Genomic DNA, 25175 nt, shown 5'->3' on the forward strand with positions numbered 1-25175 from the left:
CGGCCGTGCTGCTCGAAGTACGTGACCTGCACGTGGAGTTCCGGACCCGGGACGGTGTCGCCAAGGCCGTCAACGGCGTCGACTACAGCGTGGACGCGGGCGAGACCCTCGCCGTGCTCGGCGAGTCCGGCTCCGGCAAGTCGGTGACCGCCCAGGCCGTGATGGGGATCCTCGACATGCCCCCGGGACGGATCACCGGCGGCGAGATCCTCTTCCAGGGCAGGGACCTGCTGACGTTCAAGGAGGAGGAACGGCGGCGGGTCCGGGGCGCCCGGATGGCGATGATCTTCCAGGACGCGCTGTCGTCCCTGAACCCGGTGCTGAGCGTCGGCGACCAGCTCGGCGAGATGTTCACGGTCCACCGGGGGATGTCCCGCAAGGACGCCCGGGCGAAGGCCGTCGAACTCATGGACCACGTCCGCATCCCGGGCGCCAAGGAGCGGGTGAGGCAGTACCCGCACCAGTTCTCCGGCGGTATGCGCCAACGCATCATGATCGCGATGGCGCTCGCACTGGAGCCCGCGCTGATCATCGCCGACGAGCCCACGACCGCCCTCGACGTCACGGTCCAGGCCCAGGTCATGGAGCTGCTCGCCGAGTTGCAGCGCGAGTACGACATGGGGCTGATCCTGATCACCCACGACCTGGGTGTGGTCGCCGACGTGGCCGACCGGATCGTCGTGATGTACGCGGGCCGGATCGTCGAGTCGGCGCCGGTCCACGACATCTACAAGGCGCCCGCCCACCCGTACACCCGCGGCCTGCTGGACTCCATCCCGCGCCTGGACCAGAAGGGCCACGAGCTCTACGCCATCAAGGGGCTGCCGCCCAACCTCATGAACATCCCGCCCGGCTGTCCCTTCCACCCGCGCTGCCCGATGGCCCAGGACGTGTGCCGCACCGACGTACCCCCGCTGTACGAGGTGACCGAGTCGGGCGCGGACCGGGGCAGCGCCTGCCACTTCTGGCGGGAGTGCCTCCATGGCTGAGCCGATCCTGGAGGTGGGCGGGCTGGTCAAGCACTACCCGCTCACCCAGGGCATCCTCTTCAGGAAGCAGATCGGCGCGGTGAAGGCGGTCGACGGCGTCGACTTCACCCTGAACCGGGGCGAAACCCTCGGCATCGTCGGCGAGTCCGGCTGCGGCAAGTCGACGGTCGCCAGGATGCTGGTCAACCTGGAGAAGCCGACGGCGGGGGAGATCCGCTACAAGGGCGTGGACATCAGCAAACTCTCCGGCCGCGCGCTGAAGGCGGTCCGCCGCAACATCCAGATGGTGTTCCAGGACCCGTACACCTCGCTCAACCCGCGCATGACGGTCGGCGACATCATCGGGGAGCCGTACGACATCCACCCGGAGGTGGCCCCGAAGGGCGACCGCCGCCGCAAGGTGCAGGAACTCCTCGACGTCGTCGGTCTCAACCCCGAGTACATCAACCGCTATCCGCACCAGTTCTCCGGCGGCCAGCGCCAACGCATCGGCATCGCCCGGGGGTTGGCGCTGCGCCCCGAGATCATCGTCGCCGACGAACCGGTGTCCGCGCTGGACGTGTCCGTGCAGGCGCAGGTCATCAACCTGATGGCGGGGCTCCAGGACGAGTTCGACCTTTCGTACGTCTTCATCGCGCACGACCTGTCGATCGTCCGGCACATCTCGGACCGCGTCGGGGTCATGTACCTCGGCCGGATCGTCGAGACCGGCAAGGACGCCGAGATCTACGACCATCCCACGCACCCCTACACCCAGGCCCTGCTGTCCGCCGTCCCCGTGCCCGACCCGGCGGCCCGGGAGCACCGGGAACGGATCATCCTCGTCGGCGACGTCCCGTCCCCGACGAACATTCCCTCCGGCTGCCGCTTCCGCACCCGCTGCTGGAAGGCACAGGAGCGCTGCGCCCTGGAGGTCCCGGTGCTGGCGGTGCCCGCCGAGTTCCGGTATCTGCCGGGCCCGGCGGCCCATGACTCGGCCTGCCACTTCGCGGAGGAGAAGCGGGTGGTGCCGCCGGAGGACGACCTTGCCGGAGGGCAGGAATAACCGCACAAATGCACAACAACCGCGTTAACACGCAGGCAACTTGGCCGACCCGATCTCGATATACGGACACGTCAGGCTGAACAGCGTACGGCCGTGCGGGTGCCGTAAGCGGGCCGGGAGCGCCATGTGTCTCCCGGCCCGCTGCCCCTTTTTGCGCCTGAACCGGCGCCGCTCTCGCGGACCTGGTCGGTGCTTCGTCGTGGTTCCTCGATTGATGGTTGCGGTGCTCTGTGGAGTGTCGTCGCTCAGCCCAGTTCGAGAGAGCGCCGGAGGAAGTCCACCTGGAGCAGCAGCAGATTCTCCGCCACCTGTTCCTGCGGGGTCATGTGGGTCACCCCGGACAGCGGCAGCACTTCGTGCGGGCGGCCGGCGGCCAGGAGGGCGGAGGACAGGCGCAGGGTGTGGGCGAAGACCACGTTGTCGTCGGCCGTGCCGTGCACGATCATCAGCGGCCGGTGCGGCTCGGCCGGCGAGGACAGGCCCTCGTCCGTGACCAGGGAACTCTTCGCGTACGACTCCGGGTGCGCGCCCGGGTCGCCCAGGTAGCGCTCCGTGTAGTGGGTGTCGTACAGCCGCATGTCCGTCACCGGGGCGCCCGCGATGCCCGCGTGGAAGACGTCCGGGCGGCGCAGCACCGCGAGCCCGGCCAGCCAACCGCCGTACGACCAGCCGCGGATCGCCACCCGGGACAGGTCCAGCGGGTACCGCTTCGCGAGGTCCTGGAGGGCGTCGACCTGGTCGTCCAGGGTCACGGTGAAGTCGTGGTGGACCGCCTTCTCCCAGGCGGGGGAGCGGCCGGGGGTGCCGCGGCCGTCGGCGACGACCACCGCGAAACCCTGGTCGGCGAACCACTGCGAGGTGAGGTGCGCGTTGTGCGCGGCGACCACCCGCTGGCCGTGCGGACCACCGTAGGGATCCATCAAAACCGGAAGGGGAATGTCGCCGTGGTAGTCCTGAGGCATAAGCACGGCGCACGGGATTCGCCGTGCGCCCCCCTCGGTGAGCGTCACGCGCGGGGACATGCCAGGGTCTTCGGCGTGCGAGGTGACCATCGCCGTCCGCTGACCGTCGCGCAGTACCCGCACCCGGGCGCCCGGCCGGTCCAGAGCCGTGGACACCAGCACGGTCACGTCTGCGGCGCGCACCGCCGAGTGCACGCCGGGCCGCTGGGACACGCGCTCCACTCCGAGCTCGTTCACCCGGTACACGTGTACCTCGCCGATCTCCGGGAACTCGGCCTCCACGCCCGCCGAGGCCGAGACCAGCACGTCGTGGTCGGAGACGTCCAGCACCGCACGGACGTGCAACTGGGCCCCGGTGAGCGGCCGTTCGCCGACCGCCAGGACCCGCGCGCCGCCCTCGTCGGCGATGCGCACCAGCTGCCCGGACGGGCTCCAGCACGGCACCCCGGGGAAAAGATCAAGCCAAGTTGGATCTTCATCCGCGTGCACCATCCGGGTGGCGCCCGTCTCCGGGTCGACCGCCAGGAACAGCTGGCTGCGCTGGTCGCGCGCCTGTACGAGCAGCAGCGGCGCACCCGCCGCTGACCAGTGCACACGCGCCAGATACGGATACCGCGCCCAGTCCCAGACGACCTCCGTGCGGCTCCCGTCCAGACCGATCACGAACAGCCGTACGTCCGCGTTGTCCGTGCCCGCCGCCGGATACGGGACGTGGTGTGGATCACGCTCCGGATGGGCCGGGTCGGAGATCCACCACCGCTGTACCGGCGTGTCGTCCACGCGTGCCACCAGCAGCCGGTCCGACTCCGGCGACCACCACAGGCCCCGCGTACGGCCCATCTCCTCGGCCGCGATGAACTCCGCCAGACCGTAGGTGACCTGGTCCGACTCGGGCTCCGCCAGCGCCCGGTCGCCCTCGCCCCCCACGTTCGTCACCCGCAGGGCGCCCCGCGCGACGTACGCGATGTGCCGCCCGTCGGGAGAGGGGCGCGGGTCGATCACCGGCCCGGGGACGCGGAGTTCACGTGCCGTACCGGCTTGCAGCTCCGCCGCGAAAAGCCGCCCTGACAAGGCGAAACACGCCAACTCCACGGCGGCGTCGGTGGCGTAGCCGACGATGCCGGCACCGCCCTCACGGCTGCGCTCGCGCCGTGCCCGTTCCTCGGGTGAGAGGTGCTCCGTCGCACCTCCCAGAAGGGGGCGCGGGTCGGCCGCCACGCGCTCCCCGCCGTCCGGAAGATCCAGTACCCACAGCGAGTTGGCCCGGTCGGTGCCTGAGCCCGAGCGCAGGAACACGACACGTGAACCGTCGGGCGCCACGGTGAACGCGCGCGGCGCGCCGAGCGTGAACCTCTGGGTACGGGCGTGCCGTCGGGGGAAGGAGTCAGCCTCGGTCGTCATCCCCTGACCATATTGGCCATGCGCCCCCTTGTGAGGCTGTGCGCCGATCGATGCGCGCGTGCGGATAGTTATGATCACTAGCGCACAGTGGGTATGAACCTGCTGGCTGCTGTGTGGATTTATCTGCCCCCTTAGTCCGAACCCCCGCGCTCTAGGGATCTGTGGAGGTGAGCTGCCGTGGCACTCTCGATTTCGGCGGTGGTGCTGCTGGCGATCGTCGTCTTCCTGCTGGTCAAGAAGTCAGGACTGAAGGGCGGGCACGCCGTTGTGTGCATCCTTCTGGGCTTCTACCTGGCTTCGTCGACGATCGCTCCGACGATCAGCAATCTGACGACGAACATCGCGGGCATGATCGGCAGCATCAAGTTCTGACCGCACCGGTGTGTACCGGCACGTACCGGTACACACCGGCGCGTGCCGGTGCCGCGCCCTGGTCAGCCTTCGGACGCGTACGGCACGAAGGCTGACCAAGTGGTGGGCGAGAAGGCGAGGCGCGGGCCATCCGCGTTCTTTGAGTCGCGCACGTGGATGGTGGCGGTGGCGGCGGTGGTGGCGAGTTCGACGCAGGAGTCGCCCTCGCTGCCGCTGCTGTAACTGCTCTTGAACCACGCCAGGTCTGAGGTGCTCTCGGCCGCAACGTTGTGGATCATGTTTCCCCCAGCAATTTCTCGATGAAGGTTGTCGACTCACGTGGGGTGAGCGCCTGAGCTCGGATGATGCCATACCGCAGTTCGAGGATACGGAGCTGCCTGGGCTCGAAGACAGGTCGGCCGTTGGCTACGACCGGCGAACGCCCGACGGCCGAGCCATCAGCGAACTTCAGCACCTCGATCCCGCCGTCCACTCCGGCGTGTTCCTCCCGATCCATGGGCATCACCTGTAGCTCGACGTTCCGCAACTGCCCTGCCGCAAGCAGGTGTTCGAGCTGGCACCGCAATGCCGTCCTCCCTCCGAGTGGACGTCGAAGCGTCCACTCCTCCAGGACGAAACTGAGTTCAGGCGCGGGGTCCCGCTCGAAGACGGCCTTGCGGGCCACACGGGCGGCGATGAACCGCTCGACCTCGTCTGCGGTGTAGGCGGGGCGCCGCATCAACAGCAGCCCGCGGGCGTACTCCGGTGTCTGCAGCAACCCATGGATGCTCAGCGGGTCGTAGAGCTGAAGCTCGACCGCCTTCGCCTCCCTCTGCGTCAGATCCCGCACCTTCTTCGGGTACCGGACCTTCTTCACGTCCTCCTTCATCGCCGAGAGCAGCCCGGCCGCTCCCAGTACCTCGTCGGCCTTGTCCAGATACTCGGGCCGGGGAATCCGCTTCCCACCCTCGATCTTGTAGACGAGGTCCTCGCCGTACCCGACGGCCTCCCCGAAGTCGGCGGCACGCATCCCCACCGCCTCCCGTCGCAGCTTCAGCTGCCGCCCCACCGTGGCCACCACCGCGAGACCCCAGTCGTCGTCCGGATCCACCTCCCAACCCGGCTCGTCCGTCTCGGTCTTGAGTCGCGCCGCGTTGCCGTCCACCTGCTGCATCTCGCACCTCTCCGTCGTACGCCTGTGCCGCGACGACTCCTCCCCGTAGGGCCGGTTCCGACAGCCCGGACACGGCCGGACAACGCGCGGACGGTCACCGTACGCAACCGAGTCGTCACTGTTCACGGTAGGCGTATGCGGACACTCTGAGTGACGTGATCCAGAAATCCGTCACTCCCGAGACCCAGCCCGACCACCACATCCGCACCTTCGGCGTGCAGCTGTCACCCACGCCTCGCGGGGCCCGCCTCGCCCGGCTGCTCGCCACGGAGCAACTCCGTGCGTGGGGTCTCCCCTTCGACCCGGCACGCCAACTCGTCGCCGAACTCGCGGCCAACGCGGCCACGCACAGCCGCGTTCCCGGGCGGGACTTCCGGGTTGCCCTCCACCTCGTCGCGGACACCCTGCGCATCGAGGTGACCGACACGTGCGGGGACCGTCTGCCCCGCCTCCAAGATTCCGGATCCGACGCCGAGTCCGGTCGGGGCCTGGTCCTCGTCGAGGGGTTGGCCGACCGCTGGGGCGTCACCCAGGGACCGCACCCGCGCAAGACGATCTGGGCGGAACTCGACCTCTCACCGGAGCGCAGAAACGCGTGCTTCGGTGCGAGGGGCGCCCTCTTTCAAGAACCACGAAGGTGAAAGAACCAGGCCAAGCCCCACCCCTCCCGCCCGCGCCGCAGGCCCGTCACCCGCGCGAGTGAACATCGCCAACTCGGCTGGCTTCCGGGCCCATTGCCTGCCTTACGCTCAGCGCAACACAACCGCAGACATGCAGCGGCCCTCGCCGGGACGGCAATCCCAGTGCGAGGGCCTCACCACCAAGGAAGCAAGGACCTTCCCGATGGATAGGCAGAACCCTAGCGCGCCCTCGCGTGCCCGTGGCCCTGTTGCGGGGTACAAGCACCCGAACCGGCGCCCCCAGCAGTACCCCGGTGGTCTCGACCACGACCACACCCGCCACACCACCCGCTTCACGGTCGTCGGCAACCACCTCGCTCAGCACCCCGAGCTCTCGCTCGTCGCGATCGGGCTCGCCCTGCACATCCAGTCGCTGCCCAAGGGCGCCCGCGTCGACATCAAGACCCTCACCTCCCGCTTCCCCGAGGGCGCCACCCGCATCGCCGCCGCCCTGCGTGAGCTGGAGGTCCACGGCTACCTCAGTCGCGTCCGCGAACGGGTCCCCGGCGGCCGTATCGTCACCCGTACGATCTCCTGCAACCAGCCCGGCCACCAGGGTAAATCGGCTGTCGACCACGCTCCGGGGACCCCGACGCAACCGAAGCAACCGAAGAAGCGCGCGCCCCGCAAGCCCCTCCCCGCCGTACCGCGCCCAGGCCACCCCGCGCCCGCTCTCCTCCAGGCCGCCACCGACCTCCTCGCCGACCTCCGCCGCCAGGACTCCCGCCTGCTCCTCTCCGCCTGCGACACGGCACACCTCGCTCCGGGTGTCGCTGCCTGGCTGGAGCGGGACGTCACCCCCGCAGCCGTACGCCACGCGCTCACCGCCGACCTGCCGCCCGAGGGACCACGCCGTCCCGCCGCCCTCCTGGCTCACCGCTTGGCGGTCCAGCTTCCACCCCTGCCGCCGTTCCGCGCGCAGACCCCGCCGCCGACGGTCCGGCACCCGCTCCAGAACTGCGACGGCTGCGACCGCGCCTTCCGCTCCCCAACCCGAGGACGCTGCCATGACTGCCGCACTCCCGTTTCCGCCGTCGCCTGAGCCTGTTGTGTCCGGTTCCTTGCGCTCGGTCCGGATACCCTGGCCAGGGCATCCTCTGGAGGACACCATGAGCACTCAGGCCGACCACGGGCACGAGTTGGTCCCCCGTCCTGAACTGACTCCCGATGCCTTGCGTGCTGCTCTTGCTGTCGTCGCTCCGTCCCGCCTGGAAGAGATGCAGGCCATGAAGGACGAGGCTTTCGCCAAAGCGGTCGAGTGGCAGTCGCTCAGTGCGGTGCGGAGCTGGGTCCTGATCTGGGCCAGGGAGATCGAGATCGCCCGGCGACCGGACCTGTCCGCCCGCTACACCGAGGCGGAGAATGCTCTGGAACACGAGGATCCGGCCGTCGCGCAGGAAGCCCTTCGCGAGTTGAGTGCGGTCCTCGAAGAGGCGCTGAGGGCAGTTCGCGAGTGAGCTGGAAGTGGGAATACGCCTTCGGTGCAGAAGAGACCGGCCGCACCTGAGCGGGCAGATGGTCACCCGGACACCCAGGCTGCCGGAGGCCTCGTAGGGTGGCCCCATGACGGAACTGCCCGCCCGGCGTCTGCTGCTGGTGCACGCGCACCCGGACGACGAGTCGATCAACAACGGCGCGACCATGGCCCGGTACGCCGCCGAGGGTGCCCGGGTGACTCTGGTCACCTGCACGCTCGGCGAGCGCGGCGAGGTCATCCCGCCCGAACTGGCGCATCTGACCGGCGCCGCCCTGGGCGAGTGCCGGCTGCGTGAGCTCGCCGCCGCGATGGGTGCGCTCGGCGTCGACGACTTCCGCCAGCTGGGCGGCGTGGGCCGCTACCGGGACTCCGGGATGATGGGCCTCGCCGACAACGACGACCCCGCCTGCTTCTGGCAGGCCGACGTCGACGAGGCCGCCGGGTACCTCGTCGACGTGATCCGCGAGGTACGCCCGCAGGTCCTCGTCACGTACGACGAGAACGGCGGCTACGGCCATCCCGACCACATCCAGGCCCACCGCGTCGCCATGCGGGCCGTCGAGCTGGCCGCGGAGGCGGGATACCGGGTCGACAAGGTCTACTGGAACCGGATGCCTCGCCCCGTCGCCGAGAAGGCCTTCGCCCGGCTGGAGCGGGAGCTGCCCGGCCTCCCCTTCACCGAGTCCGCCGTCATCGAGGACGTACCGGGGGTCGTCGACGACGAGCGGATCACCGCGGAGATCGACGGCTCCGCGTACGCCGCCGCCAAGACGGCCGCGATGCGGGCGCACGCCACCCAGATCACAGTCGCCGGGCTGTACTTCATCCTCTCCAACGAACTCGCGCAGCCTGTGTTCACCAGCGAGTACTACGAGCTGGTGTCTGGCGAACGGGCAGGTGAACGAGCGGGTGAACGGGCGGGTGTACGAGAGACGGACCTGTTCGCGGGGATCCCGTCGGAGGGCGTCGAGCCGGAGGGTGTCAGGTCGGCGGGCGTCGAGTCCGACGGCGTCGAGGAGGCGTCATGAGTGAGCGGGCGACTTCCATGCTGGCGCAGCCGCTGCAGCGGCCGTCCTTCGGGCGGGCCGCCGCCTACCTGGGGCTTTTCGTGCTCGGCGCGGTCGTAGGGGTGGCTGGGGCGCTGGTGCAGGCCGGTTGGTTCCCGGGCGGTCTGCTGCTCGCACTGGCCGGTGAGGCGGGGCTGTGTCTGGGCGGGGCGCGGGCCGCCGGCAGCCGGGCCGGAGCCGTCGCGCCGGCCGGTGGGTGGATCATCGCGGTCATCCTGGCCACCGTCAGCCGTCCGGAGGGCGACTTCGTCTTCGCCGCGGGTGGGGGCTCGTACCTCTTCCTGCTCGGAGGCATGGCTGTGGCTGTGATCTGCGCCACCCTTGGCCCGGGGCGGCAACCGGACGGCGATGACGTCCGACTTGGCAAGTGACGTACCACTTCGCCGTACGACGTCGGTGGGAGTCCCGTGATGGTTTCCCCAGCGGTCGTGGGATACGCGCGGGAAGTGGCCAGTATGGTGGTGCGCGCCGCCGAGTCGCCCGAGAGAGGTCGTAACGCGGGCGGCGGAGCCAACCGGGAGAACCTGCCTTGAGTCGTGAAACTGACAGTTCGTCCTCCGGGCCCAACGGGCGCGGCGGAGCCGCCTACCCCTCGGGCACCCCGCCGTACGGGACGCCCGCGGTGTCCGACGGCGGCCCGGACGCGGGCCGTTCGGCCGCGCGGCCGGAAGAACGCAAGACCGAGACCACACTGACGACCCGGATCCGGATCAACATCCCCGGATCGCGGCCCATTCCGCCGGTCGTCATGCGCCAGCCCGTCGGCGAGATCGCGGCCACCGCGGCCACCGCGGCCACCGACGACAGCAAGGACGCCGAGGTGTCGGCGCCGGGCTCCGACCCGCCCACGGGCACGGTCGCACCGCCCGCCGAGTCCGGGCCGGGTGGTGAGGAGAAGACCAGCGACTGGTTCGCGCCCCGCAAGTCCGGGCCGGCCAAGGGTGGTCCGGGCAGCGGCTCGACCAACGGGGCCGGTGTGCCGGGAGTTTCGGGTGCGGTTGCCTCGGGCGGCGGTGCGGCTGCTTCCGGCGGTACGCGTCCCGGTGGCGTGGTCGGTTCCATGAGCATTCCGGGCGGCCCGCGTTCCGGCGGTACGCACGGTGCCGGGCTGACCGGTGCGACCGGCGGCCCGGTGGCCCCCGGGCACGGCGGCGGCACCGGTTCCTTCGACGTCACCGAGGCACTGGCCGCCGGCTCGCCGGGCAACGGCTCCCGCCCCGGCGAACCGCGCCGCGACGACCTGCCGTACTTCTCGGAGAACGGCGGCGGTCAGCGTGGCCCGGGTGGTCAGAGTGGCCCAGGTGGTCAGAGTGGTCCGGGCGGTCAGAGTGGTCCGGGCGGGCAGAGCCCTTTGAGTGCGTACGACCAGGATCTGAGCGGTTACGGCAGCCAGGGCGCCCCGGGCAGCCAGAACGGCCAGGGCGCGTACGGCGGTACGGGTGGCCCGGGGGGCCCGAGCGGTCCGGGGGGTCCGAGCGGCTTCAGCGGGTCGAACGGCCGCGGCGGGCCTGGCGGCGGTCACGGCGGTCCGCAGGGCCCCGCGGGCCCGACCAGCGGCCCGGTCACCGGCGACGGACCACTGGCCATCCCGCCCGCCGGCCCGGGTGCCAACGGCCTCGACGGATCGCGCGACTTCAACGCGCCCGACAGCTTCGGCGCGGGTGACACCTTCGGCGGGCGACCCGGCGGCCCGGGCGGCCCCGGCGCCCCGGGTGCTCCTGGCGGCATCGGCGGGCCTGGTGGGCCCTCCGGCATCGGCGGGCCCGGTGGCCCCTCCGGTACTGGTGGGCCTGGTGGGACCAGGGGGCCGGGCGGCCCCGGCGGCCCGAACGGCCCCTCCGGTCTCGCCGGACCCGGCACCCCCGGTGCCCCCGGTGCCCCCGGCCCCCACGCCGGTCGCGGTCCCGGTGCGGGCCCCGCCTCAGGCCCCGGCGGGCTGAGTGACGACACCGCGATCCTCACCCCGCAGAAGCCCGCCCCCGAACCCGGTCGCCCCGGCTTCGGGGGAGCCGCCGACAACGTGTCCGGGCACACCGTCACCAGCGGTATCCCCGTCGTGCCGTCAGACCGCACGGCGAGCTTCCCGCCCGGCGCGCACACCGACGGCCCGGCCCAGCGGACGGCCCCGAAGCCGCCCGGCACCGGTACGCAGAACGCGCCGGCCGCCTCCGCGCCCAAAAAGAAGAAGAAGGGGCGCAGCAAGCTGGTGCTGCTCGGTGTCGCCGTGTTCGTCATCGGCGGCGGTGCCTACGGCGCCGGGCTGCTGATGAACCACACCGACGTGCCCAAGGGCACCACCGTGCTCGGCGTCGACATCGGCGGCGGCACCCGGGACGACGCCGTCGAGAAGCTCAACAAGGCCTTCGACCCGCAGGTGAAAAAGGACCTGAAGCTCGCGGTGGACGGCAGGACGGTCACGCTCAAGCCGGAGCAGGCCGGCCTCCAGTTCGACATGCAGTCCACGGCGAGCGCGGCGGCCCAGAGCGACTACAACCCGGTCTCCGTGATCGGCTCGCTCTTCGGCAACCACCGGGTGGTCGCCCCGGTCCTGCCGGTCGACGAGGAGAAACTGCACGCGGAACTCCAGGACGCCGCCGGCGGCTCCGGCTCGGTCACCGAGGGCACGGTCACGTTCAAGTCGGGCAAGGCCGTTGCCGTCTACGGCAAGGCGGGCAAGGGCGTAGACGTCGACAAGTCGACCGACGCGGTCGCGGCGGCCTTCCGCACCCAGGTCGAGACCGGCACCACCGATCCGGTGGCCGTCCCGACGACCGCCCAGCAGCCGAAGGTCTCGAACGCCGAGGTCGACCGGTTCATGAAGGAGTTCGCGAAGCCGGCGATGTCGGACCTCGTGACGGTCAAGGCCGGCGCGGTGGAGGTCAAGTTCAGCCCGGAGAACTCGCTGTGGAAGTTCCTCGGGGCCAGGCCCGACGCCCAGGGCAAGCTGGTCGAGACCTACGACACCGCCGCGCTGAAGGGGTTGTACGGCGGAGCCTTCGACGCCGTACTGATCACCCGGGCCAACGGTGAGAAGGCCCCGGTGTCGCCCCAGGACGTGATCGACGCGATGCGCCCGGCGCTTCTCGGCAAGACGGCGGCGACCCGCGTCGCCACGATCGACACGAACCCGAGTTAGCCGGCGCACCTCCCAGCCGCACACCGTGGAGGAGCCCGGACACCACCGGGCTCCTCCGACAGCGTCGTGAGCCTCCTCACCGGGCCCCCGGCGGCACCGGCAGCCCGATCACCAACCGGCTCCCGGCGCATCGCCCCGGCGCATCGCCCCGACGGATCGCCCCCGGCGTCCCGTCGGCGCCCGTTGTTCTCTCGCCCCCACGTCACATGCCGGCAGTGACATCTGTCATGCGGTTGTCGGGATCGCCGACACTGCCGGGCGCCCGGCCTCGGCGGCCATCCTGGACCACATGACGACGACGGCTGTGACCACGACCGCCCCGGTGGTCGGATTCGATCAGGTGAGCAAGACCTACGGGAGCGTACGGGCCGTGGACGGTCTGACGCTGACCCTGCGCCCGGGGGAGACCGTGGCGCTGCTCGGCCCCAACGGCGCCGGCAAGTCCACCACCCTCGACCTGCTGCTCGGGCTCAAGCACCCCGACACCGGCACCGTCCGCCTCTTCGGCACCACCCCGCGCGAGGCGATCGTCGCCGGGCGGGTGGGCGCGATGCTGCAGAGCGGCGGCCTGATGGACGAGGTGACGGTCGCCGAGCTGGTCCGGCTCGCCTGCGACCTGCACCCGAAGCCGTACCGCCCCTCCGACGTGCTCGCTCGCGCGGGCGTCTCGCAGATAGCCGACCGCAAGGTCAACAAACTCTCCGGAGGCCAGGCCCAGCGGGTCCGCTTCGCGCTCGCCACCGCCGGGGACAGCGACCTGATCGTCCTGGACGAACCGACCACCGGCATGGACGTCACCACCCGTCAGGGCTTCTGGGCCACCATGCGCGAACAGGCCGACCAGGGACGTACGGTCCTGTTCGCCACCCACTACCTCGAAGAGGCCGACGCCATCGCCGACCGCGTCCTCGTCCTGCACCGCGGCCGGCTGCTCGCCGACGGCACGGCCGCCGAGATCAAGGCCAAGGCGGGCGCCCGCCGGATCTCCTTCGACCTGGAGGGCGAGATCGACGAGCCGCCGATCCGGGCGCTCCCGTTCCTGACCTCGCTCACCGTGGCCAAAAGCGGCTCCGCCGCGGGCTCGGGCCAGACGATCCGTATCCAGTCCACCGACGCCGACGCGACCGTCCACGCCCTCTACGGCCTCGGCCTCTATCCCCGCAACCTCGAAGTCGCCGGCCTCGGTCTGGAGCAGGCCTTCGTCGCCATCACCGCCGCCGAGGAGGCGAAGTCGCTGTGAACAGCCTCATCAAACTGGAACTCACCCGCGCCCTGCGCAACCGCAAGTTCCTGTTCTTCTCGGTGATCTACCCCTCGGTCCTGTTTCTGATCATCGCGGGCAACGCCGACAGGACCACGAAGGTCGACGGGACCGGCCTGACCCTCGCGACGTACATGATGGTCTCCATGGCCTCCTTCGGCGCCCTCACCGCCGTCCTGATGGGCAACAGTGAGCGCATCGCCAAGGAGCGGGAGGCCGGCTGGGTGCGGCAGCTGCGGCTGACCACGCTGCCGGGGCACGGCTATGTCCTCGCGAAGACCGCGAGTGCCGCGGTCGTGAGCCTTCCGTCCATCGTGATCGTCTTCGTCGTCGCCGGGGCCGTGAAGGACGTACGGCTGGACGCCTGGCAGTGGCTCGCGCTGACCGGCGCGATCTGGGCCGGCAGCCTCGTCTTCGCCGCGCTCGGCGTCGCCATCGGCTACCTCGCCAGCGGGGACGCGGTCCGCCCGATCACGATGCTGACCTACTTCGGCCTGTCGATGCTGGGTGGGCTGTGGATGCCGACGACGACGTTCCCGGCCTGGCTGCAGGACATCGCCGAGTGGCTGCCCACCCACGCGTACGCTGCGCTCGGGCAGGCGATCGAGCAGAGCCAGTCGCCCCACACCAAGGACATCACCCTCCTCGTCGTCTACTTCGCCCTGTTCGCGGGCGGGGCGGCGTGGCTGTACCGGAAGGACACGTTGAAGGCGTGAGCGTCATGAGGCAGGGCCGTGCGGCCGGGGAGTTGCCGCTGATGCCCCTGGGGCAGTCTCCCCGCAGTCGGCGTGAACTGCTGCCCAAGGTGCTGTGGATCGGCGTCTGGCTGGTCTTCCTCAGCCCGCCGGTCCACGACCTGGCCTCCGGCCACCACACCACCGGCGGCACGGTGGCCGGCTGGCTGGGCCTGGCGGTCTTCGTCGGGACGTATCTGACCCTGGTGTTCCGGAACATGAGCAGGTCGTCGCTGCCGGCCCGGCTCGTCGGTGCCCTGATCGCCGTCCTCGGTGCGCTCGCCGTCCTGCTGAGCCTCACCCTCGGCCCGCACTGGCTCGGCCTCTTCGTGTACGTCGCCGTCGCCTGCGGCGCCACGCTCCCGCTGCGGGCGGCGTACTGGACGATCCCGCTGACCGCCGGCGCGATGACCCTGGTCGGCCTGCACGTCGGCGAGGACGAGGCGCTCGACCTGGTTCTCCTGGTCCTGCTCATCGGGTTCGCGATGACCGGCGTACGCCAACTCGTGCGGACCACCGTCGAGTTGCGCGAGGCCCGTGCCACGGTCGCCCAACTGGCGGCGAACGAGGAGCGGTTGCGCCTGGCCCGCGACCTGCACGATCTGCTCGGCCACTCCCTGTCCCTGATCACCCTCAAGAGCGAGCTCGCGGGCCGGATGCTGCCTGCCCACCCCGAGAAGGCCGCCCAGCAGGTCGCCGACATCGAAGAGGTCAGCCGCCAGGCCCTGGTCGACGTCCGTGAGGCGGTCACCGGCTACCGCCGCCCCCGCCTGACCGCGGAACTCGCCGGCGTCCGGGTGGCCCTGACAGCGGCGGGCGTCACCGCCGTACTGCCCGCCGACCCCGACCTCACCGGTGTCCCCGAGAAGAGCGAGTCGGCCCTCGCCTGGGCGCTGCGCGAGGCGGTCACCAACGTCGTACGGCACAGCGGCGCCCGCCGGTGCACGGTCGGTCTCGTCCGGCACCAGACCCTCGACGGGCCCGTCCTCGAACTCTCCGTCGAGGACGACGGCTCCGGCGGCTCGGGTGCCGGCCCCGGCAACGGTCTGGCCGGCCTCACCGAACGCCTGGAGAAGGCGGGCGGTTCCCTGGACGCGGCCGGGACCCGGCACGGCTTCCGCCTGGCCGCCCGCGTGCCCGTCGGCCCTTCGGCCGACGTAGGATCCGGCGCATGACCCGCACGATCAAGGTGCTGCTCGCCGAGGACCAGTCGATGGTCCGCGAGGCCCTGGCCGCACTGCTCGGCCTCGAGGACGACATCGAGGTGATCGCCCAGGTGGCTCGCGGCGACGAGGTACTGGCCGCCGCCCGGGCACACGCGGTGGACGTGGCCCTCCTGGACATCGAGATGCCGGGCGCCACCGGCATCGAGGCCGCCGCGCAACTCCACCGGGAACTCCCGGAGTTGAAGCTGGTCGTCCTCACCACCTTCGGCCGCCCCGGCTACCTCCGCAGCGCCATGGAAGCCGGCGCCGACGCCTTCCTCGTCAAGGACGCCCCCGCCGCCCAACTGGCGGCAGCGGTCCGCAAGGTCCTGGCGGGCGAACGGGTCATCGACCCGACGCTGGCGGCGGCGGCCCTGGCGGAGGGCGCGAACCCCCTGACGGACAGGGAGCGGGAGGTGCTGCGGGCGGCTGCGGACGGTTCCACGAACGCGGAACTGGCAGTGACCCTGCACCTCTCCCAGGGCACGGTCCGCAACTACCTCTCGACGGCCATCCAGAAACTGGCGGTACGGAACAGGGCGGAGGCGGTGCGGATCGCACGGGAGAAGGGGTGGCTGTAGTCGGCCTGGCCGTATGCGGCTTGGTCGTAGCCGGTCTGGCCGCAGCCGACCTGTAGCCGGTTTGGCCGCAGCCGACCTGTAGCCGGTCTGGCCGCAGCCGACCTGGCCGTAGTCGGCCTGCAAGCCGGCCTGGTCGTAGTCGGCCTGCAAGCCGGCCCGGTCGTAGGCCCCTGGTCCGTAGCCCCTCGTCGTAGCCGCCCGGTCGCAGCCGTCCTTGGGGGCGCAGGACTGTGGAGACTCAGTTCAGCATCGCCCGAGCCGCGTGCGCCTGCTGCCGTACCCGTGCCGCAGCCGCTTCGTCCACGGGCACCACCACGTCGGCGTACGCCTCCAACTCCTCGGCCCCCGCCACGAAGTCCCCCCGCTGAACCAGCAACTGCGCCCGCTCGTAGCGCAACCGAGCCGGATGAGACGGCAACAGCAACGCCAGCTCCACGGCCCACAGCGACACGTCCGACCGCTCCGGCCGAGCCGCGGCCCACGCCCGGACGTTGTTCAGGATCCGCGAGACGACCTCCAAAGGCTCCGCGGGACCGAGCATCGACGGATCCAACGCCGCCCCCGTGGCCCCTGCGACCAGCACCTCCGCGTCGGGTCCCGTCAACACCCGCCCCCCGTCGAAGGGATCGACGAGAACCTGCTCGTCAGGCGGTCCGAAGCCGACGACGAAGTGCCCCGGCAGCGCCACCCCGTACACCGGCGCCCCCGCCCTGCGCGCCACCTCCAGCCATACCACCGACAGCAGGATCGGCAGCCCGCGCCGCCGCCGCAGCACCTCGTGCAGCAACGACGACTCCAGCCGCTGATAGTCCGCGGCAGCGCCGCGATACCCGCGCCGCTCCCCGAGCAGCTCACCCAGCGCCACCGCCCAGGATCGCGGCCCGCCCGGCCGGAACGGCAGCTGTCCGGCCAGCTCGTCCAGCTCGATCTGCGCGGCGTCCATACCGGCCTCGTCCAGGGTCCCGTCCGCCTCCGCGCCCACCAGCAGACACAGGGCGGACAGGTCGGGCCGTTCGGAACGGGCCTCTTCGGCGAACCGTCGGCGCAGTTCCGCGGAGCGTTCGGGCGGCGGGGGGCAGGGGGGACGCATAGAAGGCTGGTGCCCTTTCACGGCGATCAGTACCGTTCGGTTCCGGCGGTTCCGGCGGTTCCTGCCGTTCGGGCGGTTCCTGCCGTCCCGGGTGCGCGGTAGTGGTGGTACGCGTGATGCGTGGAGAACCCCATCCCGGCGTACAGCTTCCGAGCCGCCGCGTTGTCCGTCTCGACCTGGAGCCACGCGGCCGAGGCACCCTCGTCGAGCGCCCGCCGGGCCAGCGCGGCCATCACGGCGGTGGCCAGCCCTCGCCGCCGCTGCCCGGGATCCACCTCGACGGCGGCGAAGCCGGCCCACCGCCCGTCGACGACACACCGCCCGATGGCCGCGGGGGCAGCACCCTCCGCCGTGCCGGGCACCGTCGCGAACCACACCGACGGACCGCTCCCCAGCACCTTCAGGGCCACCTCGCTCACCCCCTTGCGCTGGTAGCGCGCGAGCCACGCCTCGTCGGCAGCCCGGGACAGCACCACGCCACCTGGCTCGCCCCGGTCGGCGACCGGCGCCGGCGCGCCGATCCACAGCTCGGCTGTCACCTCCCGTATCCAGCCCCGCCGCTCCAGCTCCGCGCCCAGCAGTTCCTGCGTGCCCTCCGCGCCCGTCGCCGTCTGTACGCGGGCGGGCAGCCCACGGTCGCCGTACCACTGTCGTACGACGGTCAGGGCCTCGTCGAGGGGGAGGCCGGGGGCGCCCAGGGGCAGCACCGAGTTGGCCCGGCGGGTGAACCCGTCGGCTGCCCGCAGCTCCCATTCCCCGAGCGGCTCGCTCTCCACCGGACGCCAGGCGCGGGCGGCGACGCGCGCCAGTTCCTCGTAGGAGGCCGCAGGGCCCCGTCGACGGGCCGGTGCGGCCGGTACGACCTTGCCCGCGACCAGGGAGGATTCCGGAATGCGGACACTCTGGCCGTCCCGGCGCGTGATCATCAGCACGCCTTCGTCCCAAGATGTGAGAACACCCACGGTGTCGGTGAACTTTTCGTCCATCATCCCCGGTTCGCCCAGGCGCCGGACGGACACCCGTTTGCCCACGTCAGCCGCGGAGATGCGGACCACGAGACGTCCTGTCGCAGAGATTTCCACAGTCAGTTCACCCCTCCTGTTCGGATCTTGCCCAAGAACGGAGATACTAGGGGCGGGCATCGACGACGCCGCGCTCCCGCGCGCCAGGTGGCGGAGCCTGAAGACGGCTCGCCAGCGCCCTATCGAGGAGGAACGACAGCGTGACCTACGTCATCGCGCAGCCTTGTGTAGACCTTAAGGACAAGGCGTGCATCGAGGAGTGTCCGGTCGACTGCATCTACGAGGGTAAGCGGTCCTTGTACATCCACCCGGACGAATGCGTCGACTGTGGGGCCTGTGAGCCGGTCTGCCCGGTCGAGGCGATCTTCTACGAGGACGACACTCCCGAGGAGTGGAAGGACTACTACAAGGCGAACGTCGAGTTCTTCGACGAGCTCGGCTCGCCCGGTGGAGCCAGCAAGCTGGGCCTGATCGAGCGCGACCACCCCTTCATTTCCGCGCTTCCGCCGCAGGCCACCGAGTAGTCCCGCGGGCGGCCCGCAAAACCAGTGCCGCCTCGGTCCCGTACGGCCAGATCGTTTGTCTGATCGCCGTACGGGACCGAGGCGTTTGCCGTACCGAAGAAAGTGAGCCTGTACACCGTGTCCGCAGTCTCCGATCGCCTGCCCGCCTTCCCCTGGGACAAGCTGGTGCCGTACAAGACGACGGCCTCCGCACACCCGGACGGCATCGTCGACCTGTCCGTCGGCACTCCGGTCGACCCGGTCCCCGAGCTGATCCAGAAGGCGCTCGTCGACGCGGCGGACTCGCCCGGTTATCCGACGGTCTGGGGCACCCCCGCGCTGCGTGACGCGATCACCGGCTGGCTGGAGCGCCGCCTGGGCGCCCGCGAGGTCACCCACCGGCACGTCCTGCCGATCGTCGGTTCCAAGGAACTCGTCGCCTGGCTCCCCACCCAGCTGGGCCTCGGCCCCGGCGACCGGGTGGCCCACCCGCGCCTGGCCTACCCGACCTACGAGGTCGGCGCCCGCCTCGCCCGCGCGGACTACGAGGTCTACGACGACCCGACGCGGTTGGACCCGGCCGGCCTGAAGCTGCTCTGGCTCAACTCGCCGTCCAACCCCACCGGCAAGGTCCTGTCGAAGGACGAGCTGACCCGGATCGTCGCCTGGGCGCGTGAGCACGGCGTCCTGCTCTTCTCCGACGAGTGCTACCTGGAGCTGGGCTGGGAGGCCGACCCGGTCTCGGTGCTGCACCCGGACGTGAACGGCGGCTCGTACGAGGGCATCGTCGCGGTCCACTCCCTGTCCAAGCGCTCCAACCTGGCCGGTTACCGGGCCGCGTTCCTCGCGGGCGACCCGGCCGTCCTGGCGCCCCTGCTGGAGATCCGCAAGCACGGCGGCATGATGACCTCGGCGCCGACCCAGGCCGCGGTCGTGGCGGCCCTCGGCGACGACGCCCACGTCCGTGAGCAGCGGGAGCGGTACGCGGCCCGCCGCACCCTCCTGCGCGAGGCGCTGCTCGCCCACGGCTTCCGTATCGAGCACAGCGAGGCCAGCCTCTATCTGTGGGCCACGCGGGACGAGTCCTGCTGGGAGACCGTGGCGCACCTGGCCGAGCTGGGCATCCTGGTGGCGCCGGGCGACTTCTACGGCGAGGCGGGCGCGAGGTTCGTCCGCGTGGCGCTGACGGCGACGGACGAGCGGGTGCGGGCGGCCGTGGAGCGGCTGACGTGACGTAGGCAGACGCGAAACGGCGGGGTCCAGGTGGAAACCTGGACCCCGCCGTTGCATCAATCGGCTGCCGAGCCGGCCGCGGCCGAGGGATGCCGGCCGAGGGATGCCGGCCGAGCGCGTGAGCCGAGCGGTGCCGACCGAGCACGCGGGCCGTGCGTGGCGGGCGCGTGCATAGGCCGTGCGTGGCGGCCGACTGCGTAGGCCGTGCGTGGCGGCCGAGTGAGCGCGCGGGCCGTCCGTGGTGGCCGGGTGGGTCAGCCGAGCGGGAGGCTCTTCACCGGCAGCTGGTCGGCCGTCGGCAGGCCGCCCTTGGTCAGGGAGTCCGTCGGCAGCCCGCCCTTCGTCGCGGTCTTCGACGTGTCGCCGACGACGTCCCCGGCGGAGCCCGCCACGTCACCCGCCGCCTTCTGTACCGCGGGCGCCGCCTGCTTCACGGCCTTGCCGCCGGTCTTGCCCACGGCCGGCACCGCCTTCTTGACGGTGTTGCCGCCGGTGTCACCCGCGGTGCCGGCCAGGTTCTGCGCCGCACCGTCGACGGTGTTGCCGACGCTCGCCCCGTCCAGGGCGGTCAGCCCACCGAGGTTCGGGGCGGCGGGCAGCTGGGGGGCCGCGCCGGCGGAGCCGGCCGCACCGACCCCAGCGGCCGCTCCCGCAGCGACGAGCAGCGCGGCACGGGCGATCCGTCGGGTCAGGGGGAGGGACATGTTGCTCCTTGGACGGGAGGAAAACGATCTCGGACGCCGTGAATACCGCTCGAAGCCCGGGAAAGTTGCGGCGGGTCAACCTAAAGAGTTGGCAATGTGTCGCATTATCGGCTGTGGATAAAAGCGGACAAAAACGCCCGGTCTGAAAGCCCGCCGAGTCCTTTCGGCCCTTCGCTCCCAAGGGTTTTCACCGACGGGGAGTGACGGGGCGAAAGCCTGCGCACACTCCGCCCGAACCCGGCGGCCGTAACGCTCCCGAGTGAGTCCTCGTACTACTGCGCCGTCACGATCCGGACCGCGCCCGCGTCCTTCTCCGTCGGCTTCCCCGTCTGCTCGTCCGTGCCGGCGGAGCCCGCCGTGTCCGCCGGACGCCACCGGCTGTCGGTGTTCCCGGCGACCCACTGCCGGCCGGCGTACGAGACGCGTTCGATGTGCAGGGCGGAGGCGTTGGCGACCGCCCAGTGCGCCAGCTGCCAGCCGCGCTCCCGTCGGCCCCGGCCGGAGCCCGGGATCGTCTCCCCGGTCACCGGCAGCGTCACGGTCCGTCCGCCGCCGGTGGCGCTCGCGGAGGGCGTCGGCGTGGGCGTGGGCGTCGACCCGGCGCCCACCTCGGCGGCGGCCGACTCCAGCACGTCCCGCCCGAAGTCCCGTACGAGGGCGGAGCGCACCGCGTTCGGACCGGTGGCCTGGTCGGCGGCCGGGCGCCCCGCACAGGTCAGCGCGGCCGCCGACCGGCCGGTGAGGGCGGCGGCGAGCATCGTGGCGTCCGGCTCGTGCTTGGCGTACGCCGTCGGAAAGCCGCTGCGCTGCACACGCTGCGCGGCGACGGTCAGCGGGAGGTCCATGTAGTCCGGCACCTTGGCCAGGTGCGTGTAGAAGGCGCCCGCCGAGTGCGTCGGGTCCATGATCTCCGCCGGTGTGCCCCAGCCCTGCGAGGGCCGCTGCTGGAACAGACCGAGCGAGTCACGGTCGCCATGCCTGATGTTGCGCAGACCCGACTCCTGGAGCGCCGTCGCGAGCGCTATCGTCACCGCCCGCTGGGGCATCCCGCGGCCGGTACCGACGGCCGTGATCTTCGCCGCGTTCACCGCCTGCTCCGGGGTGAACTCGTACGTCGCTCCGGTGCTCCCGTCCGCGACGACCTTGCATCCCGGTGTACGCCCGCCTCCGGTGACGTACTGCACCAGGAGGTAACCCGCGACGGCGCACAGGGTCACGAAGGCCGCCCCGAAACGGAAGAGGCGGCCGCGACGCTTGGGACGAGGGGACTGCTCTGGCATCCGCACAAGATACTGGAGGGTTCTGTGTCCGCGGTGCCAGGAGCGGACAGTTGGCCGACCGCCCCGGGCGCTAGGGTCGACAGCATGGCCGACACCCCACTTGACCTCACACTGGACGCCGCGCGGCTCACCGCGCAACTCGTCGACTTCCCCTCCGCGAGCGGCACCGAGAAGCCCCTCGCGGACGCGATCGAGACCGCGCTGCGCGCCCTGCCGCACCTGACGGTGGACCGGTACGGCAACAACGTCGTCGCCCGCACGCACCTGGGCCGACCGGAACGCGTCGTCCTCGCCGGCCACATCGACACCGTCCCCATCGCGGACAACGTCCCCTCGCGCCTCGACGAGGAGGGTGTGCTGTGGGGCTGCGGCACCTGCGACATGAAGTCCGGGGTGGCGGTACAGCTGCGCATCGCGGCCACGGTGCCGGCCCCCAACCGCGACCTGACCTTCGTCTTCTACGACAACGAGGAGGTCGCCGCCCATTTGAACGGCCTGAAGCATGTGGCCGAGGCACACCCGGATTGGCTGGAGGGCGACTTCGCGGTCCTGCTGGAGCCGACGGACGGTCAGGTGGAGGGCGGCTGCCAGGGCACGCTCAGGATGTTCCTGAAGTTCACGGGGGAGCGGGCGCACTCCGCGCGCGCGTGGATGGGTTCCAACGCGATCCACGCTGCCGCCCCGGCCCTCGCCAAGCTCGCCGCGTACGAGCCCCGCAAGCCGGTCGTGGACGGACTTCGGTTCCACGAGGGCCTCAACGCCGTCCGCGTGGAAGGCGGCGTCGCCACCAACGTCATCCCGGACGGCTGCACACTCGTCGTCAACTTCCGCTACGCGCCCGACCGCAGCGAGGCGGAGGCGGAGGCCTTCGTGCGCGACTACTTCGCGGACTGCGGTGTCGACGAGTTCGTCGTCGACGACCACACCGGCGGCGCCCGCCCCGGCCTCACCCATCCCGCGGCGCAGTCCTTCATGGCGGCCGTCGGCGGCGAGGCCCGTCCCAAGTTCGGCTGGACGGACGTGGCCCGCTTCAGCGCGCTGGGGGTGCCCGCGGTGAACTACAGCCCGGGTGATCCGCTCCTCGCCCACAAGGTGGACGAGCGGGTGCGGGCGTCGCTGATCCCGTTGGCGGAGGAACGGCTGAGGTCCTGGCTGTCGTCCTGACCGGTGTACCGACCGGCGTCCTGACCGGCGTTCGGACGGCCCGGGTGTGCCCGCTGGCTCTTCATGGCGGACATGCCCGCGTCCCCCGTCCGTAACCCGCGTAGATCTACGCTGAGGTGGAAAGACCCTCCCCGGTTCCCGGCTTCGCCGAGCCGGGGAGCTTCGATCGTGGAGGGAGCGCACATGGCTACTGGCAACCCCGAGGGCAGCAAGCAGCCGCCGGAGGAGCAGCGCCTGGGACCGGTGCTCCGCAGACGCGGCCAGGTCCAGGCGAGCACGACCGACCAGCGGCTGCTGGACGCGGGCGGCCCCTCCGACTGGGTCCACACCGACCCGTGGCGGGTGCTGCGCATCCAGTCGGAGTTCATCGAGGGCTTCGGCACGCTGGCCGAACTCCCGCCCGCGATCAGCGTGTTCGGATCGGCGCGGACACTCGCGGACTCGCCGGAGTACGAGGCGGGCGTGCGGCTGGGGCGGGGCCTGGTGGAAGCGGGCTTCGCGGTGATCACGGGCGGCGGGCCGGGCGCCATGGAAGCCGCCAACAAGGGCGCCTCCGACGCGAAGGGCATCTCCGTCGGGCTGGGAATCGAGCTGCCGTTCGAGCAGGGGTTGAATCCCTACGTCGATATCGGGCTGAACTTCCGGTACTTTTTTGTGCGAAAAATGATGTTCGTCAAGTACGCGCAAGGCTTCGTGGTCCTGCCGGGCGGCCTGGGCACCCTGGACGAATTCTTCGAGGCCCTGACCCTGGTCCAGACCCAGAAGGTCACCCGCTTCCCGATCGTCCTCTTCGGTACGGAGTACTGGGGTGGCTTGATCGACTGGCTGAAGAACACGCTGGTCGCCCAGGGCAAGGCGGCGGAGAAGGACCTGATGCTGTTCCACCTCACGGACGACGTGGACGAGGCGGTGGCGCTGGTGTCGAAGGAGGCGGGGCGCTAGCCGTAGTGACCAGCGGGGCGGGCTGTAGCCGGGGCTCCGGCCCCGCAGATCCCGCCCCGGCCACAGGGCGGGGGTCGGGGGGCCGAGTCCCCGCCCTGTCGCCAGGGCGCAGTCCTCAGGTAAGGCGGGGCGGAGTCTCCTGGTAGGGCGGGGCGCAGTCTCCTGTTACTGCGGTGGCGGAGCCCCCTGGTACGGCGGGGCGACGCCCTACGCCAAGCCCCGCCGAGCCACCGCAGGGTCCCGGTGGCCCGCGATCGACGCCACCATGTCCAGCACCTGCCGTGTCTCCGCCACCTCGTGCACCCGGTACACCTGCGCCCCCAGCCACGCCGACACCGCCGTCGTGGCCAACGTCCCGACCACCCGCTCCTTCACCGGCCGGTCCAACGTCTCGCCCACGAAGTCCTTGTTGGACAGGGACACCAGCACCGGCCACCCGGTGGCGACCATCTCGCCCAGCCGCCGCGTCGCCTCCAGACTGTGCCGCGTGTTCTTTCCGAAGTCGTGCCCGGGATCGATCAGCACGGACTCCCGCGGCACACCGAGGGACACCGCCCGCTCGGCGAGCCTCAGGGTCACCTCGAGGATGTCGGCCATGACGTCGTCGTACGTCACCCGGTGCGGCCGCGTCCGTGGCTGCGCACCGCCCGCGTGGGTACACACCAGTCCCACCTCGTACCGCGCGGCGACCTCCGCCAGTCCGGGGTCCACGCCGCCCCACGCGTCGTTCAGCAGATCCGCCCCGGCCTCGCAGACCGCCGCACCGACCTCGGCCCGCCAGGTGTCCACGCTGATGACGACGTCCGGGAAGCGCCGCCGGACCTCCGCCACGAACCCGACGGTCCGCCGCACCTCCTCCTCGGCGGTCACCTCTTCGCCCGGCCCGGCCTTCACCCCGCCGATGTCGACGATGGCCGCGCCCTCCGCCACCGCCTGCTCCACGCGCGTGAGGGCGGGTTCGTCGCGGAAGGTGGCCCCCTGGTCGTAGAAGGAGTCCGGGGTCCGGTTCACGATCGCCATGATCACCGGCTCGTGCGGCTCGAATTCCCGCCTGCCCAGCCTGAGCATCGCCTGTGACCTCTCCTAGTTCGTCCGGCAACCGACCGCCCGCGACCCTGACTGTCAGACTCACATGGCACGATCGGACTCTGACACAGTTCGACACCGAGCTCAG

Annotated in this window: 25 protein-coding genes; 17 read left to right on the plus strand and 8 right to left on the minus strand. The window is 71.2% G+C overall.

Going from position 1 to position 25175, the window contains the following annotated elements; all coding sequences use genetic code 11:
- Positions 1-5: 5 nt before the first annotated feature.
- Together M2271_RS29525 and M2271_RS29530 are read left to right on the plus strand one after the other, a co-directional pair.
- Positions 6-989, plus strand: coding sequence for an ABC transporter ATP-binding protein (locus M2271_RS29525; protein ID WP_280890423.1), 984 nt, complete (start codon positions 6-8; stop codon positions 987-989).
- Complete coding sequence (locus tag M2271_RS29530) at positions 982-2034, plus strand: dipeptide ABC transporter ATP-binding protein (RefSeq protein WP_280890424.1); 1053 nt, start codon at positions 982-984, stop codon at positions 2032-2034. The genes M2271_RS29525 and M2271_RS29530 overlap by 8 nt, the downstream gene beginning before the upstream one ends.
- A gap of 245 nt (positions 2035-2279) precedes the next feature.
- Here the strand turns inward: M2271_RS29530 and M2271_RS29535 are convergent, their stop codons facing one another.
- Positions 2280-4397 carry a prolyl oligopeptidase family serine peptidase gene (locus tag M2271_RS29535; RefSeq protein ID WP_280890425.1) on the minus strand — a complete coding sequence of 706 codons (2118 nt, stop codon included), beginning with the start codon at positions 4395-4397 and terminating at the stop codon, positions 2280-2282.
- A gap of 177 nt (positions 4398-4574) precedes the next feature.
- Here M2271_RS29535 and M2271_RS29540 point away from each other — a divergent pair, with 177 nt between their 5' ends.
- The gene (locus M2271_RS29540) at positions 4575-4769 is read left to right on the plus strand and encodes a hypothetical protein (protein ID WP_280890426.1); all 195 of its coding nucleotides are present in this window, start codon (positions 4575-4577) and stop codon (positions 4767-4769) included.
- Positions 4770-4831: 62 nt separating this feature from the next.
- On the opposite strand, the gene M2271_RS29545 is transcribed toward M2271_RS29540, so the two are convergent.
- Together M2271_RS29545 and M2271_RS29550 are read right to left on the minus strand one after the other, a co-directional pair.
- Complete coding sequence (locus tag M2271_RS29545; RefSeq protein WP_280890427.1) at positions 4832-5047, minus strand: DUF397 domain-containing protein; 216 nt, start codon at positions 5045-5047, stop codon at positions 4832-4834.
- Entirely contained in the window at positions 5044-5922 is an 879-nt protein-coding gene (locus M2271_RS29550) for a helix-turn-helix transcriptional regulator (protein ID WP_280890428.1), read from the minus strand. The genes M2271_RS29545 and M2271_RS29550 overlap by 4 nt, the downstream gene beginning before the upstream one ends.
- 155 nt (positions 5923-6077) lie before the next feature.
- On the opposite strand from M2271_RS29550, the gene M2271_RS29555 reads away from it, so the two are divergent.
- From M2271_RS29555 to M2271_RS29600, 10 genes are all read left to right on the plus strand, one after another.
- Positions 6078-6563 carry an ATP-binding protein gene (locus M2271_RS29555; RefSeq protein WP_280890429.1) on the plus strand — a complete coding sequence of 162 codons (486 nt, stop codon included), beginning with the start codon at positions 6078-6080 and terminating at the stop codon, positions 6561-6563.
- A 202-nt stretch (positions 6564-6765) separates the two neighbouring features.
- Positions 6766-7644, plus strand: coding sequence for a helix-turn-helix domain-containing protein (locus M2271_RS29560; protein ID WP_280890430.1), 879 nt, complete (start codon positions 6766-6768; stop codon positions 7642-7644).
- Between the two features lie 67 nt (positions 7645-7711).
- Positions 7712-8059 (plus strand): hypothetical protein, encoded by a 348-nt coding sequence (locus M2271_RS29565; protein ID WP_280890431.1) that lies wholly within the window; start codon positions 7712-7714, stop codon positions 8057-8059.
- A gap of 106 nt (positions 8060-8165) precedes the next feature.
- Positions 8166-9107: an N-acetyl-1-D-myo-inositol-2-amino-2-deoxy-alpha-D-glucopyranoside deacetylase gene (gene mshB / locus M2271_RS29570; protein WP_280890432.1), complete on the plus strand. Its 942-nt coding sequence runs from the start codon at positions 8166-8168 to the stop codon at positions 9105-9107.
- Complete coding sequence (locus M2271_RS29575; RefSeq protein ID WP_280890433.1) at positions 9104-9517, plus strand: DUF6113 family protein; 414 nt, start codon at positions 9104-9106, stop codon at positions 9515-9517. The genes mshB and M2271_RS29575 overlap by 4 nt, the downstream gene beginning before the upstream one ends.
- Before the next feature lie 158 nt (positions 9518-9675).
- Complete coding sequence (locus M2271_RS29580) at positions 9676-12282, plus strand: hypothetical protein (protein ID WP_280890434.1); 2607 nt, start codon at positions 9676-9678, stop codon at positions 12280-12282.
- A 289-nt stretch (positions 12283-12571) separates the two neighbouring features.
- Positions 12572-13522 (plus strand): ABC transporter ATP-binding protein, encoded by a 951-nt coding sequence (locus M2271_RS29585; protein ID WP_280890435.1) that lies wholly within the window; start codon positions 12572-12574, stop codon positions 13520-13522.
- On the plus strand, positions 13519-14259 hold the full coding sequence (locus tag M2271_RS29590; protein WP_280890436.1) for an ABC transporter permease: 741 nt from the start codon (positions 13519-13521) through the stop codon (positions 14257-14259). The genes M2271_RS29585 and M2271_RS29590 overlap by 4 nt, the downstream gene beginning before the upstream one ends.
- 5 nt (positions 14260-14264) lie before the next feature.
- The gene (locus tag M2271_RS29595; RefSeq protein WP_280890529.1) at positions 14265-15452 is read left to right on the plus strand and encodes a histidine kinase; all 1188 of its coding nucleotides are present in this window, start codon (positions 14265-14267) and stop codon (positions 15450-15452) included.
- Positions 15449-16063 (plus strand): response regulator transcription factor, encoded by a 615-nt coding sequence (locus M2271_RS29600; RefSeq protein ID WP_280890437.1) that lies wholly within the window; start codon positions 15449-15451, stop codon positions 16061-16063. Before M2271_RS29595 ends, M2271_RS29600 begins: the two co-directional genes overlap by 4 nt.
- A 238-nt stretch (positions 16064-16301) precedes the next feature.
- Here M2271_RS29600 and M2271_RS29605 read toward each other — a convergent pair whose 3' ends face one another.
- Together M2271_RS29605 and M2271_RS29610 are read right to left on the minus strand one after the other, a co-directional pair.
- Positions 16302-17153: a transglutaminase-like domain-containing protein gene (locus M2271_RS29605; protein ID WP_280890438.1), complete on the minus strand. Its 852-nt coding sequence runs from the start codon at positions 17151-17153 to the stop codon at positions 16302-16304.
- A gap of 26 nt (positions 17154-17179) precedes the next feature.
- A complete protein-coding gene (locus M2271_RS29610; protein WP_280890439.1) occupies positions 17180-18235 on the minus strand; it encodes a GNAT family N-acetyltransferase in 1056 nt (351 codons plus the stop codon).
- A 140-nt stretch (positions 18236-18375) separates the two neighbouring features.
- Here M2271_RS29610 and fdxA point away from each other — a divergent pair, with 140 nt between their 5' ends.
- Together fdxA and M2271_RS29620 are read left to right on the plus strand one after the other, a co-directional pair.
- Entirely contained in the window at positions 18376-18699 is a 324-nt protein-coding gene (fdxA, locus tag M2271_RS29615; RefSeq protein WP_280890440.1) for a ferredoxin, read from the plus strand.
- 117 nt (positions 18700-18816) lie between these two features.
- Positions 18817-19911 (plus strand): bifunctional succinyldiaminopimelate transaminase/glutamate-prephenate aminotransferase, encoded by a 1095-nt coding sequence (locus tag M2271_RS29620; RefSeq protein ID WP_280890441.1) that lies wholly within the window; start codon positions 18817-18819, stop codon positions 19909-19911.
- 254 nt (positions 19912-20165) lie between these two features.
- Here the strand turns inward: M2271_RS29620 and M2271_RS29625 are convergent, their stop codons facing one another.
- Both M2271_RS29625 and M2271_RS29630 read right to left on the minus strand, forming a co-directional pair.
- On the minus strand, positions 20166-20615 hold the full coding sequence (locus M2271_RS29625; protein ID WP_280890442.1) for an ATP-binding protein: 450 nt from the start codon (positions 20613-20615) through the stop codon (positions 20166-20168).
- A gap of 272 nt (positions 20616-20887) precedes the next feature.
- Positions 20888-21895 (minus strand): heavy metal transporter, encoded by a 1008-nt coding sequence (locus M2271_RS29630; RefSeq protein ID WP_280890443.1) that lies wholly within the window; start codon positions 21893-21895, stop codon positions 20888-20890.
- Positions 21896-21979: 84 nt separating this feature from the next.
- Between M2271_RS29630 and dapE the strand changes: the two genes are divergently transcribed.
- Complete coding sequence (gene dapE, locus M2271_RS29635) at positions 21980-23059, plus strand: succinyl-diaminopimelate desuccinylase (RefSeq protein ID WP_280890444.1); 1080 nt, start codon at positions 21980-21982, stop codon at positions 23057-23059.
- Between the two features lie 183 nt (positions 23060-23242).
- Entirely contained in the window at positions 23243-24001 is a 759-nt protein-coding gene (locus M2271_RS29640) for a TIGR00730 family Rossman fold protein (protein ID WP_280890445.1), read from the plus strand.
- A gap of 207 nt (positions 24002-24208) precedes the next feature.
- Here M2271_RS29640 and folP read toward each other — a convergent pair whose 3' ends face one another.
- Positions 24209-25069: a dihydropteroate synthase gene (folP, locus tag M2271_RS29645; RefSeq protein WP_280890446.1), complete on the minus strand. Its 861-nt coding sequence runs from the start codon at positions 25067-25069 to the stop codon at positions 24209-24211.
- Positions 25070-25175: the final 106 nt, after the last annotated feature.

Source organism: Streptomyces sp. LBL, assembly GCF_029893585.1.
Classification (GTDB): Bacteria; Actinomycetota; Actinomycetes; order Streptomycetales; family Streptomycetaceae; genus Streptomyces.

What these genes read in the sequence shown, in the direction of transcription:
- M2271_RS29530 (WP_280890424.1), top strand. Translation starts at nt 982, where the DNA reads ATGGCTGAGCCGATCCTGGAGGTGGGCGGGCTGGTCAAGCACTACCCG.
- M2271_RS29535 (WP_280890425.1), bottom strand. Translation starts at nt 4,397, where the DNA reads ATGACGACCGAGGCTGACTCCTTCCCCCGACGGCACGCCCGTACCCAG.
- M2271_RS29545 (WP_280890427.1), bottom strand. Translation starts at nt 5,047, where the DNA reads ATGATCCACAACGTTGCGGCCGAGAGCACCTCAGACCTGGCGTGGTTC.
- M2271_RS29550 (WP_280890428.1), bottom strand. Translation starts at nt 5,922, where the DNA reads ATGCAGCAGGTGGACGGCAACGCGGCGCGACTCAAGACCGAGACGGAC.
- M2271_RS29560 (WP_280890430.1), top strand. Translation starts at nt 6,766, where the DNA reads ATGGATAGGCAGAACCCTAGCGCGCCCTCGCGTGCCCGTGGCCCTGTT.
- M2271_RS29565 (WP_280890431.1), top strand. Translation starts at nt 7,712, where the DNA reads ATGAGCACTCAGGCCGACCACGGGCACGAGTTGGTCCCCCGTCCTGAA.
- mshB (WP_280890432.1), top strand. Translation starts at nt 8,166, where the DNA reads ATGACGGAACTGCCCGCCCGGCGTCTGCTGCTGGTGCACGCGCACCCG.
- M2271_RS29575 (WP_280890433.1), top strand. Translation starts at nt 9,104, where the DNA reads ATGAGTGAGCGGGCGACTTCCATGCTGGCGCAGCCGCTGCAGCGGCCG.
- M2271_RS29585 (WP_280890435.1), top strand. Translation starts at nt 12,572, where the DNA reads ATGACGACGACGGCTGTGACCACGACCGCCCCGGTGGTCGGATTCGAT.
- M2271_RS29595 (WP_280890529.1), top strand. Translation starts at nt 14,265, where the DNA reads ATGAGGCAGGGCCGTGCGGCCGGGGAGTTGCCGCTGATGCCCCTGGGG.
- M2271_RS29600 (WP_280890437.1), top strand. Translation starts at nt 15,449, where the DNA reads ATGACCCGCACGATCAAGGTGCTGCTCGCCGAGGACCAGTCGATGGTC.
- M2271_RS29605 (WP_280890438.1), bottom strand. Translation starts at nt 17,153, where the DNA reads ATGCGTCCCCCCTGCCCCCCGCCGCCCGAACGCTCCGCGGAACTGCGC.
- M2271_RS29625 (WP_280890442.1), bottom strand. Translation starts at nt 20,615, where the DNA reads ATGTCCCTCCCCCTGACCCGACGGATCGCCCGTGCCGCGCTGCTCGTC.
- M2271_RS29630 (WP_280890443.1), bottom strand. Translation starts at nt 21,895, where the DNA reads ATGCCAGAGCAGTCCCCTCGTCCCAAGCGTCGCGGCCGCCTCTTCCGT.
- dapE (WP_280890444.1), top strand. Translation starts at nt 21,980, where the DNA reads ATGGCCGACACCCCACTTGACCTCACACTGGACGCCGCGCGGCTCACC.
- M2271_RS29640 (WP_280890445.1), top strand. Translation starts at nt 23,243, where the DNA reads ATGGCTACTGGCAACCCCGAGGGCAGCAAGCAGCCGCCGGAGGAGCAG.
- folP (WP_280890446.1), bottom strand. Translation starts at nt 25,069, where the DNA reads ATGCTCAGGCTGGGCAGGCGGGAATTCGAGCCGCACGAGCCGGTGATC.